The organism is Pseudomonas fluorescens (genome assembly GCF_902497855.1).
GTDB lineage: Bacteria > Pseudomonadota > Gammaproteobacteria > Pseudomonadales > Pseudomonadaceae > Aquipseudomonas > Aquipseudomonas fluorescens_BI.
The window spans coordinates 61343-74651 of sequence record NZ_CABVHU010000009.1; the positions used below are offsets into that span (position 1 = coordinate 61343).

Consider the following 13309-nt stretch of genomic DNA (forward strand, 5'->3'; position numbering starts at 1 on the left):
GGGTTCGCCACGAAATGCCCGCAGCCCCCCTCATTTCAAAGGACGGAGCGCAGTTGTCGGGAGTTCAAAAGGAATGATGAGCGACGCGTTGTGGAGTGAGGAACATGGCATTCATCATCTCGATGGAACCCTGTTTTCACCCCGCCCTCTATCGCTCACCATCCGCGATCCGCGCGCAACGGTAGCACCTGATCATGGACAAGCTGAGCACAGTCCTGAAGGAACACGCCGAGCCCCTGCCCGATGCCGACAGCGAAGACTTTGCCGGGCTATTCGATCGATTCGGCCAGGCCCGGGTGGTACTGATCGGTGAAGCCAGCCATGGCAGCCATGAGTTCTATCACGCGCGCGCGGCGATCACCCGGCACCTGGTGACCCATCATGGCTTTACCATCGTCGCGGTGGAGGCCGACTGGCCGGACGCCGATCAGATCGACCGTTGCGTGCGAGGGCGCGACAAAGGTGACTGGCATGAAGTGGCCTTCACGCGCTTTCCCACCTGGATGTGGCGCAACACCGAGGTCCAGCGGTTCACCCGTTGGTTAAGCAAGCACAATCAAGCGCTCCCCCCTGACCGGCGCGTGGAGTTTCGCGGTCTGGATGTGTACAGCCTGCGCAGTTCGATTCGCGAAGTGCTGGGCTTTCTGGAAGACACCGCCCCGTCCATGGCCCGTGAAGCCCGGCACCGCTATGCCTGCCTGACGCCGTGGCATAACGACCCGGCGCTCTATGGACACTACGTCGAGCGCGTCGGCATGGCCACTTGCGAGAACGAGGTACTCGAACAGCTGCAGCAGCTGTTGAACCAGCGCCTTGCGTTGATCGGACAGGATGGCGAAGCCTTGTTCAATGCCACGCAGAACGCCCGGGTCATCCATGCCGCCGAGCAGTATTACCGAGCGATGTATCGCGGCAGCACCACGTCCTGGAACCTGCGCGACCGGCACATGTTCAACACCCTGCAAGTGGTGCGTTCACGCCTGGGTCGCAACGCCAAGGCGATTGTCTGGGCGCATAACTCGCACGTCGGTGATGCGCGGGCGACGCAGATGGGTGACCGCGGCCAATTGACCCTTGGCCAACTGTGTCGCGAAGCCTGGGGCGAAGACACCGTGCTGATGGGCATGGGCACCGATCAGGGCACCGTGGCGGCCGCCAGCGACTGGGATGGCCCCCTGCAAATCAAGCAGGTTCGACCGGCCCTGCCCCATAGCTGGGAGCATGCGTTTGCCCGCGCCGGCCATCCGCGGGCCCTGTATGACTGGCGCTACCACCATCGTCTGACCTTGCGCCCGGCGATGGCGACACCCTTGCTCGAACGGGCCATCGGCGTGATTTATCGCCCGGAAACCGAGCGTCAGAGCCACTATTTCGAAGCCTCCCTGAGTGATCAGTTTGACGCTTATCTATGGTTTGCCCATACCCGGGCGATCACGCCGCTGGCGACCGAACATTCATCGAGCCATGAACAGGACACGTTTCCCTTCGGCATTTGATTTTGAATTTTCTGTAAAGCGCTCACTCATTAGCTAGAGAGTCGCCCCGGAATGGATGGAGGTTAACCGATCATGACGAGGAAAATCCTGACCGATACCGATCTGGATCGGGATGATGAGATGGCGCGCAATACCGAGCTTTTTTTCGAGGCGGATCGACTGGACGCCATCGCTTATAAAATACTGGATGAGGTGTGCGATAGACCCTTGGCCCTGGCGAAATTCACAGAGGCCAAGGCTCGCGCCGATACCAAACGAATCGAAGCGTATCAGGACTGGATGCGAATCCAGGGCCAAATGAAAAAATAGACTGGCCCGGCACTCAGACACCTGTCCGGCCTCTTACAACGCAGACGTCACAGCGAGGGACAGCAGGTATTCACCGAAGCCGCCGCAACATTTGTAATCCCTGCGTGCACTGGTAACCACCGGGTTTGTTGCCGTCCATATAATGCGGGCATTGATCCTTTCAAGCTCGGCAACCAGGTGAACGTCTTCGTGAGCCACCAGATGCTGGAACCCGCCAGCGTCCCGATACGCTGTGGCACTCAGGCCGAGATTGGCGCCATGGATGTGACGATGGTTCTCTATGAACCGGTAGCGCTCCATATACCTGGCGCGAACCCACTCACCATGATCATCCCAACTGTCGACCTCGACGGTTCCGCAAACCGCATCGACCATGAATTCGAGTTGACGTGCGAGCCAATCGGGAGGCACCACCGTATCGGCATCGGTAAAGGCGAGCCACTGCGCCCCAGCGCTGAGCAGTTCTTCCGCACCGGTCGCTCTGGCTTTACCCACATTCTGGAAACAGACCATCAATGCGGTGACTTGCATGGCAGCGACCAACCTGCCTGTGGCGTCTGAGCAGTCGTCCAGAACCACCAGCACCGTTACCTGGCGGCCTGCGAGTCCCGGGTGTTTCGCGGCAAGCAACACGGATGAAAGACAGGTGCCAATATGTTTTTCTTCATTATGGGCGGGTATCACGACACCAATCATTGAGGGTCCCTCGATTCAGTGAAGCCGATGGTCTTCACCTATCGACCCTTCGCTCCAGCGGAAGGTTTAAAGAATGTCTGGCGCTGGTTCTGTAATGGATGAGCGCCAGTCGTCCCGAAACCGTCCTCGTCAAGATCGGCTCATCAACGAATGGACTACGCTTAAAACACTGAGCGGTCCTGATCGGACAGGTGTAGCGCTGTTACCTCACCGCTTCAGTCCCCGACGAAACACCTTGAGTGCCCCTGCCAATCCGCCACCTTCACGCTCGGGTCGACTCATTGCGCAGAGATTGTGCGAGGCGGCGGCAACCGCCAGGGCTGACATTCACCAGGCACCCGCCCACTGAATATTTTCGCGGCGTCAGGACGTCGCCTTTACAGGCACACTTCCATGACAACCTCATCCGACAAGTCGAAAAATACGCTCCAGGCCAGGCAAACCCGCTCTCGCCGCCTGGACTTCGCCGTGGTGGGCATCGGTGCTTCAGCCGGTGGTTTGCAAGCCATCAAACTGTTCTTCGACAACATGCCTCAGGACAATGGACTGGCATTTGTCATCATTCTCCATCTGTCGCCCGATCACGAAAGCGTCGCGGACAAGATCATCCAGGAATCGACCAGGATGCCGGTGCTGCAGGTGACCGAAACGGTACCCATAGAGAAAAACCGGGTGTATGTCATTTCACCGGCGCACCGGCTGACGATGAAAGACGGTTATCTTGAAGTCAGCCCTGGGGACGGCCGCCACGCCTCTATCGATCTATTCTTCCGCGACCTCGCCCTGGCACACCGCGAGCGGGCCTTTTGCGTCGTGCTGTCGGGCACCGGCTCCGATGGTGCCGTGGGGTTATCGCGCATCAAGGAACAGGGGGGCGTCACCCTGGCCCAGGCACCGGAGGACGCCGAGTTCGATGGCATGCCGCGCGCGGCGATCAATACGCACATGGTGGACCTGGTGCTGCCGGTCGTGGAAATGCCGCAAAAACTGCTGGAACTGTGGCGTAACGCGAGGCAAATCACCCTGCCCAGCGCCAACGATGCGCAAGTGCAAACCACCGCCTCGATGGCTGAGCGCGACGCGGTGGTGGCCGAACAGCTGCTGCAGGATATTCTGGTCCAGTTGCGCGCCAGCACCGGCCATGATTTCAAACATTACAAACGCGCCACCGTATTGCGCCGGATCGAGCGCAGGATGCAGGTCACGGCTCAACCCGATCTGGGCGCCTACTACCGCTACCTGCTCGATAACTCCGAAGAAACCACAGCCCTGTTGGCTGACATGCTGATCGGCGTGACCAACTTCTTCCGCGACCGTGAAGCCTTCGAAGCACTGGAACGGGATGTGGTGCCGCAACTGGTCAGCGCCGCCGTCTCGGCGCAAACCGAAAAAGAAGAGATCCGGGTCTGGTCCGCTGGCTGCGCCTCGGGCGAAGAAGCCTACAGCCTGGCGATGCTGCTGAACGATCAGCTGCAACTGGACGCAAGCCCGGCCTCATTCCAGCTATTTGCCACCGACATCGACGAGCGCGCCATCAGCGTCGGCCGGGCCGGGCTGTACCCGCAGGCGATCATTACCGATGTGCCGCCCACGCGGCTGCGGCACTACTTTGCCAAAGAAGGCAGGCAATACCGGATCCGCAAGGAAATCCGCGAAAAGGTGCTGTTTGCCAAGCACAATCTGTTATCCGACCCACCCTTCTCGCACATCGACCTGATCGTCTGTCGCAACCTGCTGATCTATCTGGATCGCGAAGTGCAGCGCGAAATCCTGCAGATGTTTCACTTTGCCCTGCGTCCGGGCGGCTTTCTGTTTCTCGGCTCCTCCGAGAGCGCGGATGTGTGTGATGAGCTGTTCGCCCCCATCGACAAACGCAACCGGATTTTCCGCGCCAAAACCGGTCACGCCAATAGCCGGCGCCCCCTCACCCTGCCACGCGGCGGCTACGTGCGCACCCGGATTCCCCAGCAGGCGCCGCAAACTGCCAGGTCGCGCAAATCGTCATTCGCCGACATTCACCAGCGTGCACTCAAGCAGTCGGCGCCGCCGAGCATCATCATCGATGCCAGTGCCGACATCCTGCACATGAGCGAGAGTGCCGGACGCTTTCTGCGCCACGGGGGTGGGGAGCTGTCGCGTAACCTATTGACCCTTGTTCTGGCGGAACTGCGCCTGGAGCTGCGCACCACGCTGTTCGAAGTGCAGCAGCGCGGCCAGGTGGTGCAATCTCGCGAGGTACCGATCAAGCGCGAAGATAAAAGCTTTCTGGTCAATCTGCTGGCCCATCCCTTCAAGGACGAAGAATCGGACGACGAGTTCGTGCTGGTGATTTTCGATGAGGTCGAGGTCGACCCTGCCCAAGCGTCGGCGGACAGTGCGCTGCGCAGAGAAGATAAAGTGCTCTCCAGTCTTGAGCGCGACCTGCAAAGCACCAAGCTGCAATTGCAGGACACCATCGAACAATCGGAAGTCTCCAGCGAAGAGCTCAAGACGTCCAACGAGGAAATGCAGTCGATCAACGAAGAACTGCGCTCGGCCACCGAAGAGCTGGAAACCAGCAAGGAAGAACTGCAGTCGATCAACGAGGAATTGCTGACCGTCAATTTCGAGCTGAAAACCAAGGTCGAAGAGACCGACAAGATCAACGACTACCTGACCAACCTGATCGCCTCCACCGACATCGCCACGGTGTTTGTCGACCGCAGCATGCGCATCAAGTGGTTCACCCCGCGCGCCACCGATATCTTCAATATGCTGCCGGTGGATACCGGGCGCTCGTTGCTCGACATCACCCACCGCTTGCATTACGACAACCTGGCCGCCGATGCGGCGCAGGTGTTCGAGTCGCTGAACATGATCGAGCGTGAAGTCAGCAGCACCGACAACCGCTGGTACATCGCGCGCCTGTTGCCCTACCGCTCCAGCGAAGATCACATCGACGGCACCGTGCTGACCTTCATCGACATCAGCAAGCGTCGCGCGGCCGAAGAAGAGTTGCGCCAGGGCGAAGAACGCATGCGCCTGGTCGCCGAAAGTACCCGCGACTACGCGATCATCACCCTCGATGAACAGGGCATCATCACCAGCTGGAACAAAGGCGCCGAGTTGATCTTCGGCTATAGCAAGGCCGAGGCCGAAGGGGCTTATTACGACTTCATTTTCTCTGCGGAAGACCGCACCAACGGCCTGCCTGAAAGCGAACTGCAGGCAGCGCGTACCCACGGCCGCAGCCAGGATGAACGCTGGCACCTGCGCAAGGATGGCAGCCGCTTCTTTTGCAGCGGCGAAGTGACGCGGCTCCAGGGGGACAATCTCAAGGGCTACGTAAAAATTGCCCGGGACCTGACCGGTCACAAACGCTTGCACGAAGAGCAAAACCAGCAGTTGGCCGAAACACAGATCAGCAGCCATCTCAAAGACGAGTTCTTCGCCGTCATGTCCCATGAGCTCAAGCACCCGCTCAATCTGATTCAGCTCAACGCGGAACTGTTGCGACGCCTGCCCTTCACCAAATCCGTGGCCCCGGCGGCCAAGGCGGTCGACACCATCTGTGACGCCGTCAACAGCCAGGCACGCATTATCAACGACCTGCTCGATGTGGCGCGTATTCGCACCGGCAAGCTCAAACTCAAGCGTGCGACCATGAACCTGTGCCAGGTGCTGCAAGACATCCATACCGTCGTCATCAATGACTCTGCAGGCATCAACGTCACCCTGCTCCTGCCCGACGCAGGGCAACCGCTGATGATCAATGCCGATCCGACCCGAGTGGAACAGATCATCTGGAACCTGGTGAACAATGCGCTGAAATTCACCCCGGCGGGCGGCCGGATCCAGTTGATGGCCTGTCGTGATGGCGGCATGGCCAGGCTCGACGTCAAGGACAGTGGCCTGGGCTTGAGTGCGGAAAGCATCAGCGAAGTGTTCGAACTGTTTGGCCAGGCGGCCAACCAGCACGCGACCCATCAACGGGAAGGGCTGGGGATCGGTCTGTCGTTGGTGAGGCAACTGGCCGAAGCCCATGGCGGCAGTGTGGAAGTTACTTCCGCAGGCCTTGGCCAGGGCTGTACCTTCACGGTCCTGCTGCCGCTGAGCCAATCTGCCGAAGACACGCCGCGAACCGCCCCCGCCGACGGACCGTCCGGACGCCTTGCCGGCGTCACGGTGCTGCTGGTGGACGACTCGGCGCAAGTGCTGGAAACCCTGAAAATGCTCCTGGAAATGGAGGATGCCCGCGTCATTGCCTTCTCTGAACCGGTGAAGGCGCTGAAAGCGGCGCAGACAGGCCGATACGACCTGGTGATCTCCGATGTCGGCATGCCGGTCATGAGCGGCCATGAACTGATGCGCGCTTTGCGCGAACTTCCACAGATCCAGCAAGTTCCGGCGATTGCATTGACCGGTTATGGCGCTGACAGCGATATCGAGGAGTCCCGCAAGTCGGGATTCGATCGTCATCTGAGCAAGCCGGTCTCCTATGAGGCGCTGATCGAAACCATAGAAGAACTCAGACGCGCACTGCTACGTTGAAAGTGCCGCGCGAGCAGGCTCGCTCCCACAGGGGGTTGGCGCCGCCATTGATGCCGTCCCCCGATTTTGAGCCAGAAGGGGTCAACGATAACGCGACCAGCCTGACGCCCCGCAGCGTCCTCGGGTTTTTCGCGAGCAAGCTCGCTCCTGCAGTTTCAGCTCATCCAGTTACCACCATCGACGTTGTAGGTCTGCGCCACCACATACTCGCTCTCGGACGATGCCAGGAAAATCGCCATCCCCGTCAAGTCTTCAGCCGTACCCATTCGGCCAAAAGGCACCTCCTGCCCCACGAGCCTTTTCTTTTCACCCAATGGCCGGTTCTCGAATTCGGCGAACATGGCATCGACGCCATCCCAGTGCTCGCCGTCCACCACGCCGGGTGCGATGGCGTTGACATTGATCCCGTGCTTGATCAGCCCCAGGCCGGCTGACTGCGTCAGGCTGATGACCGCGGCCTTGGTTGCGCAATAAACCCCTACCAGCGCCTCTCCCCTGCGTCCCGCCTGACTGGCCATGTTGATGATCTTGCCGCCGTGCCCCTGGCGGATCATCTGGCGCGCCGCGGCCTGCAAGGTGAACAGGGTTCCGGCGACGTTGATCGAAAACAACCGCTCGAAGCTGTCGCGGGTGATGTCGACAATGGGTGCCAGGTCGAACAACGCGGCGTTGTTGATCAGGATATCCAGCTTGCCTGTCTGTTCGATGACGGCGGCGATGGCCTTATCGATGGACGGCTGGTCGGTCACGTCCATTTCCACGGCGTAGGCGTTTGGCCCCAATTCGTCGGCCGTGGCCTGAGCTCGCTCCAGATTGATGTCGGCAATGGCGACCGTTGCCCCTTCGTTGATATAGGCCTGGGCGAAGGAACGTCCTATGCCGCGGGCCGATCCGGTCACCAGTGCACTTTTACCTTGCAGTCGTTTCATTGTTGTTTATCCGTTTGTTTGACGATTCGATTACAGCAGCTTGAAAAGCCCCGGACAAACGCATGGCGGATGCTCGACCGATACTTTTTTAACCGGAGGCGGGAGAGGCCCCGGAATCAAAAAAGTATCAGTCGTGGGCAATAACGGCGCTAGCAGGCATCCGCCGAGAGGGGGTATGTTGGTCGCACACGAAGATCGAATAACAAGAAAAGGGGCATGCCATGCCTGATAGCCGAACCGCTCTGTTCGAGCAGCGACCCGCCGAGCTGGAAGTCATCCTGCCTGAGCCCGATCATTGCTTTCGCTGGTACGAACATGACTACCCCTACGCCCTGGCTCGCTGGAATCATCATCCTGAATTCGAGATTCATCTGATCCGCCAAGGCAGCGGCAAGCTGGTCGCCGGCGACTACATAGGTGCGTTTGGCGCAGGTCATGTCGCGCTGATCGGCCCCGACCTGCCCCACGACTGGATCGGCGACCTGGCGCCCGGTGAATACCTGGCCGGACGCGATGTGGTGCTGCAGTTCGACGGTGCAGCCCTCCTGGCCTTGCGCGGCACCCTGCCAGAGCTGGGTGAGCTGCAGCACCTGTTTGCACGCGCCCGTCGCGGCCTGGAGTTCACCGGGGCAACGGCCGTCCAGGCCGCTCGACTGCTCGAAGCCATAGGGCCCGCGCAAGGGCTCGAGCGCCTGATCCTCTTCCTGCAGCTGATCAACACGTTGCTCAAAGCGCCCACGCAGGATGCGCACTTGCTGGCCAGTGCCTGCTACGCGCCGACCCTGGATGAGCGCAGTTCCGAACGAATCAACAAGGCCTTCGACTATCTGCTGACCGAGCTGACAGGCGATCTACGACTGTCGGTCATCGCCCAACGCCTGCAGATGAGCGAGCCGGGGTTTTCGCGCTTCTTCAAAAGGATTACCGGCCACGGCTTCATCGATCTCATGCGCAAGCTCAGGGTGCAACGCGCCTGCAGGCTGTTGTTGCAGACCGAGATGACGGTGGCGGACATCTGTTTTGAGGTGGGCTACGCCAACCTCTCCAACTTCAACCGGCATTTCCGGATCGAAATGGACCAGACTCCGAGCGAATATCGTCGCGCAATGGCCATGACGCTGTTCAATCGCAACGCGGTTCATCCCGCCCTTCCCTTCACCACAGCCCATTGATCGAGTGATGCCAGGCGATCGCCTCTGATCAGCCAACAGCCATCACACAGGAAAAAATTGAGGAAATGACCATGGTATTGCCTCGCGCAGTCGTATTTGGCGAAGCCCTGACCGACCTTGTCCAGGGTACGCCCGGACAGTGGCAAGGCTATCCCGGCGGAGCGCCCTGGAACGTGGCACGCGCACTGAGTCGCCTGGGCGTCGACAGCGCCTTCGCCGGATCCGTCAGCACCGACTCCCTGGGTGACGAGATCGCCCGACAGTCGCAAGCGGCAGGCCTGGATATGCGTTTTTTGCAACGGGTGAACCGCGATCCCCTGGTTGCCGTCGTCCCGTCGAGCCGCCCTCCCCGCTATTTTTTTGCCGGGGAGGCCGATCTGTTTTTTGATCCGGACCTGCTGCCGCCAGGATGGATCGAGCAGGCGCAAGTGTGTCATTTCAGTTGCATCAGCCTGGCTCGCCAGCCCCTGGGAGACCGCCTGGTAAAACTCGCCGAGCAAGCCAAGGGCGCCGGCAAACGAATCAGCTTTGACCCGAACTGGCGCAACTTGATGGACAGCCATTACCGGGAGCAGACCTTCCCGACCATGACCGCCCTGGCCGACATGATCAAGCTGTCCGACGAAGACCTTGGGCACATTTATCCGGGCTTGAGCGAACACCAGGCACTGGATGAGCTGCGCGCGCTGAATCCCATGGCCGAAATCCTGTTCACCCGGGGTGAACATGGAATGCTGCTTCACACCCCCGACAGCCAGTACGAGCAACCGGCGATCCCGGTGACCGTGGCCGATACGGTCGGTGCAGGCGACGCGTGCATGGCCGGCTGGCTCGCATCGGACTTGCTCGGCATTAGCGAGGTGCGCGAACGCCTGCGATTTTCTGCAGCCTGCGCCGCCCTGTCGTGCCGCCATGCCGGCGCCCACGCACCGACCCTGGTCGATGTGAACGACCTGCTGGAGACATCCGCGTTACAGTCGTAACACCGCTGAAACACTCGACTTTTTGCTTCGCCAATACCCGACGGTCAACCGGGGGGCGGCCGGTTCCGATGCTACGCTTTCATCTCCTCGAGTCGAGTTGAAGCGATGCAAAAAGAACCCTCACTCCCCAGCCGCTCGCCGGTGCAACGATGAAGCGAATCCTGATGGGTGGCATCGCCGTCGCGGTGATCGGAGCGATGACCTATGGACTCATCCAGTGGAACACCGTCGAACACCGCAAACAGGACGCGCAGTGCAGCGAAGCCAAGCAGGCGCTCAAAAGCGTGGAAATCCGCGCACGGGCGTTGGCCGCCGGATTGTCGGTAGAAGAGTACGCCAAGGACGAAGAAGCGAAAGTGGCGGCCTTGATAGAGGCCCTCGACAGGGCGACCAATGAAGCCGAGGTCAACCGTGTGATAGAAGCTCACGCGGCCTCCATCGAAGCCCAGGCAGCGGCTATCGACGCGGAAATCAATGCTCGAGGCGAGCAGATATTCCTCGACCAGCGCCCCATGAAACGGCGGATACCGGCCGACGTCCGACAGGAACTGAAACGCGCCGCGAAAGCGGTCAGCGTGGCGTGCAGTTAGCGTTGCGATCGCGCTGACACTTTATGTCAAACAATATTCAGAGCCGTCACCCGCTCAAAACCGTCTCCACCCATTGATACCCGGGCCAGTTTTGTCGCCAGTTGATACCATCCAGCACACTGGTATGAAGCTTTAATATCTGGAAGAACTTTGTGAACATCATTCGTCAGTGGTTGCGACAACCCTACGCACGCCTCATCGCCCTCATCGGACTGGTTCTGGTCACGCCCCTGTGCCTGCGTGCAGCGCTGGGCTGGTCGAATCCACATGGCTACCTGTCGGACCTGTGCATGGCGAGCCTGCTCATCGTGCTCCTGCACCGTCGTCCCTGGTGGCTGGCCCTGCCGATATTGCTGGCCTGGGGCCTCGTGACCGTGGCGACCGCCGAACTGGTCAGCGCGGTCGGCCGGCTGCCCAACCTCTCGGACTTGCATTACCTGATCGATCCGCAGTTTCTGGAAAACTCCACCGGCGGCGGATTCGCCCAACCCTGGTTGGCCGCCGCCTTGCTGCTGGGAACGATGGCGTGGCTGTGCACCCACTGGCTGAGCGCGGCGACACCTGCACCGCGCCTGCCGCGTCATGCCTGGTCCGTGCCGCTGTTGCTGTTGATCGCTCACTGGGGTGCGCAACACCTGCAACCTACCGATGCCGACCAGTGGCACGTGTTCAACCTGCCGCACCAGGTGCTGGCCGCCGGCGTGGGCGAGGTTCAAGCGCGCGCAGAAGACTGGCTGGAACGTGACGAGATCGATGTCGCCCCGCAGATGGCAGGACTCACCGAGCTCGACCTGACCGGCCAACGCCTGCTGGCAGCCCCGGGACGTGCACGCAACGTATTGATCATTGCCCTGGAAGGCATTCCCGGGGCCTATGTCGGGGTCAACCGCCAGGCCCTGCACAGCAGTTATCAGGAAAACCTGATGCCCCATCTCAGCCAATGGGCCGAACGGGGCATGAACACGCCGGACTACGTGCTGCACAGCCACCAGACCATTCGCGGCCTGTACGCGATGCTCTGCGGCGATTACGACAAGCTCGACAATGGAACGCCAAAAGGCGTCGAGATGCTGACCCAGAGCGAACGCAATCAGGCCTGCCTGCCGGCACAAATGCGCAAGAACGGCTTCTCCACCCACTACCTTCAGGGCGCCGGGCTGCGCTTCATGGCCAAAGACAAGATCATGCCGCACATCGGTTTCGACGCGACCCATGGCCTCGAATGGTTCACCAATGCGTCCTACCTCGACTTCCCGTGGGGCAAGGATGACAAGGCCTTTTTCGAAGGCGCGCTGGACTACGTCGGCCAGCTGGAGAACAACAAAAAACCGTGGATGCTGACGCTGCTGACCGTCGGCACGCACCAGCCCTACTCGGCCCCGGACGACTATTTGCAGCGTTACGACACCGCCAAGCAAGCCGCCGTGGGTTACCTGGACGATGCCCTTGGGCAATTCCTCGGCGGCCTGGAACGCCAGGGCATCCTCAAGGACACCCTGGTGGTGATCACGTCCGACGAATCCCACGGCATCGACGGCGTGCGCCTCGCGTCCTCCTGGGGCTTCAACCTGACGCTGGCACCCGAGCAAGCGCAGCTGCCGCAGATCAAGACCGGAGTCTACGGCCATGTCGACCTGAGCACCTCGATCCTCGATTATTTCGCCTTGCCAATCCCTGCGACCCTGAGCGGTCGCTCGCTGTTTCGCCAGTACGACACCGGCCGCGAGATCATGTCGTTCACCAACGGCAAGCTGCGCTACCACGATGGCCAGGGCACCTTCACCGAATGCGACTTTCAACAGCGCTGCCGGTATTACGCCAGCGAAGGCTTTATCGCCGAACGTGCGACCTTGGGCGGTCAATATGGGGGCAAGCGCGCGCGCCAGATCGCGGCACGGGCCGCCGCCCTGGATCAAACATTGCTGCAGACACCGCTGAACCAGCACTACCAGTTTGGTAGCCCGGCCATCATTCCACTCCAGGCACAAATCAAGAATGACTGGACCGACAACCTGATCGGCGCGCAATACCTTGAAATGCCCAAAGGCTCCTACACTCGCGTACGTCTGACCGTGCGCTCGGTGGAACCACACCAGAATGCCTACATCCAGCTCAAGACCAAGGAGTTCGAAAAGGATGTGCAATTGGGCCTGCCTGGCGAAATGCTCGTCACGGCCGACCAGCCACTGGAGATGGATTTCAGCTTCCCCAATCCGCAGTCGCGCAAGGCCTTCTCTTTCCATCTGCTGGGGTATGGTTCGGGCGCGGTCGAAGTCAGTGACTTCAGTGTGATCACCGAACTGCCCGGGCAAGAGGAATCGCCGGCCGAGACCCTCGACGATGACATCGCCGAGTCGAGCTGACCGACCCAGGACGCCTGACCTAGAGACTTCGCAGCAGGGCAAGACAATTATTTGGCGCCTGAAATAAGTTGGATCCCATTGTTTATTTAGCTGCTACCATTCGGGAAGGGATGGCCTCGAAAGGTACTTGGGATGAGCAGCTCGGCTAAGCACGGTTGGAAATGGGCCTACGAAAAACTTCGTGGATTACACTGCTCCCGGACAACGGCGCTTTACCGGGCGACCCTCTATTGGGTGCGCG

At 60.3% G+C, this 13309-nt stretch carries 9 protein-coding genes; 7 read left to right on the forward strand and 2 right to left on the reverse strand.

What is annotated here, in order from left to right; all coding sequences use genetic code 11:
• Positions 1 to 194: 194 nt before the first annotated feature.
• Complete coding sequence (locus F8N96_RS18615; protein WP_150799022.1) at positions 195 to 1496, forward strand: erythromycin esterase family protein; 1302 nt, start codon at positions 195 to 197, stop codon at positions 1494 to 1496.
• A 72-nt stretch (positions 1497 to 1568) separates the two neighbouring features.
• Complete coding sequence (locus tag F8N96_RS18620; protein WP_150799023.1) at positions 1569 to 1805, forward strand: hypothetical protein; 237 nt, start codon at positions 1569 to 1571, stop codon at positions 1803 to 1805.
• Between the two features lie 33 nt (positions 1806 to 1838).
• On the opposite strand, the gene F8N96_RS18625 is transcribed toward F8N96_RS18620, so the two are convergent.
• A complete protein-coding gene (locus F8N96_RS18625) occupies positions 1839 to 2501 on the reverse strand; it encodes a glycosyltransferase (RefSeq protein ID WP_150799024.1) in 663 nt (220 codons plus the stop codon).
• A 393-nt stretch (positions 2502 to 2894) separates the two neighbouring features.
• Here F8N96_RS18625 and F8N96_RS18630 point away from each other — a divergent pair, with 393 nt between their 5' ends.
• Positions 2895 to 7031, forward strand: coding sequence for a CheR family methyltransferase (locus tag F8N96_RS18630; protein ID WP_150799025.1), 4137 nt, complete (start codon positions 2895 to 2897; stop codon positions 7029 to 7031).
• A gap of 155 nt (positions 7032 to 7186) precedes the next feature.
• On the opposite strand, the gene F8N96_RS18635 is transcribed toward F8N96_RS18630, so the two are convergent.
• Positions 7187 to 7960: an L-iditol 2-dehydrogenase gene (locus F8N96_RS18635; RefSeq protein WP_150799026.1), complete on the reverse strand. Its 774-nt coding sequence runs from the start codon at positions 7958 to 7960 to the stop codon at positions 7187 to 7189.
• Positions 7961 to 8181: 221 nt separating this feature from the next.
• Here F8N96_RS18635 and F8N96_RS18640 point away from each other — a divergent pair, with 221 nt between their 5' ends.
• The 4 genes from F8N96_RS18640 to F8N96_RS18655 all read left to right on the forward strand — a co-directional run bounded on the left by F8N96_RS18640 (position 8182) and on the right by F8N96_RS18655 (position 13068).
• The gene (locus F8N96_RS18640) at positions 8182 to 9132 is read left to right on the forward strand and encodes an AraC family transcriptional regulator (protein WP_150799027.1); all 951 of its coding nucleotides are present in this window, start codon (positions 8182 to 8184) and stop codon (positions 9130 to 9132) included.
• A gap of 71 nt (positions 9133 to 9203) precedes the next feature.
• Positions 9204 to 10115, forward strand: coding sequence for a carbohydrate kinase family protein (locus tag F8N96_RS18645; protein ID WP_150799028.1), 912 nt, complete (start codon positions 9204 to 9206; stop codon positions 10113 to 10115).
• Between the two features lie 149 nt (positions 10116 to 10264).
• A complete protein-coding gene (locus tag F8N96_RS18650) occupies positions 10265 to 10705 on the forward strand; it encodes a hypothetical protein (RefSeq protein WP_150799029.1) in 441 nt (146 codons plus the stop codon).
• 152 nt (positions 10706 to 10857) lie between these two features.
• Complete coding sequence (locus tag F8N96_RS18655; protein WP_191630763.1) at positions 10858 to 13068, forward strand: LTA synthase family protein; 2211 nt, start codon at positions 10858 to 10860, stop codon at positions 13066 to 13068.
• Positions 13069 to 13309: the final 241 nt, after the last annotated feature.

Excerpts from the sequence above, each read along its gene's own strand:
- F8N96_RS18615 (WP_150799022.1), top strand. The coding sequence starts at position 195 with ATGGACAAGCTGAGCACAGTCCTGAAGGAACACGCCGAGCCCCTGCCC.
- F8N96_RS18620 (WP_150799023.1), top strand. The coding sequence starts at position 1,569 with ATGACGAGGAAAATCCTGACCGATACCGATCTGGATCGGGATGATGAG.
- F8N96_RS18625 (WP_150799024.1), bottom strand. The coding sequence starts at position 2,501 with ATGATTGGTGTCGTGATACCCGCCCATAATGAAGAAAAACATATTGGC.
- F8N96_RS18630 (WP_150799025.1), top strand. The coding sequence starts at position 2,895 with ATGACAACCTCATCCGACAAGTCGAAAAATACGCTCCAGGCCAGGCAA.
- F8N96_RS18635 (WP_150799026.1), bottom strand. The coding sequence starts at position 7,960 with ATGAAACGACTGCAAGGTAAAAGTGCACTGGTGACCGGATCGGCCCGC.
- F8N96_RS18640 (WP_150799027.1), top strand. The coding sequence starts at position 8,182 with ATGCCTGATAGCCGAACCGCTCTGTTCGAGCAGCGACCCGCCGAGCTG.
- F8N96_RS18645 (WP_150799028.1), top strand. The coding sequence starts at position 9,204 with ATGGTATTGCCTCGCGCAGTCGTATTTGGCGAAGCCCTGACCGACCTT.
- F8N96_RS18650 (WP_150799029.1), top strand. The coding sequence starts at position 10,265 with ATGAAGCGAATCCTGATGGGTGGCATCGCCGTCGCGGTGATCGGAGCG.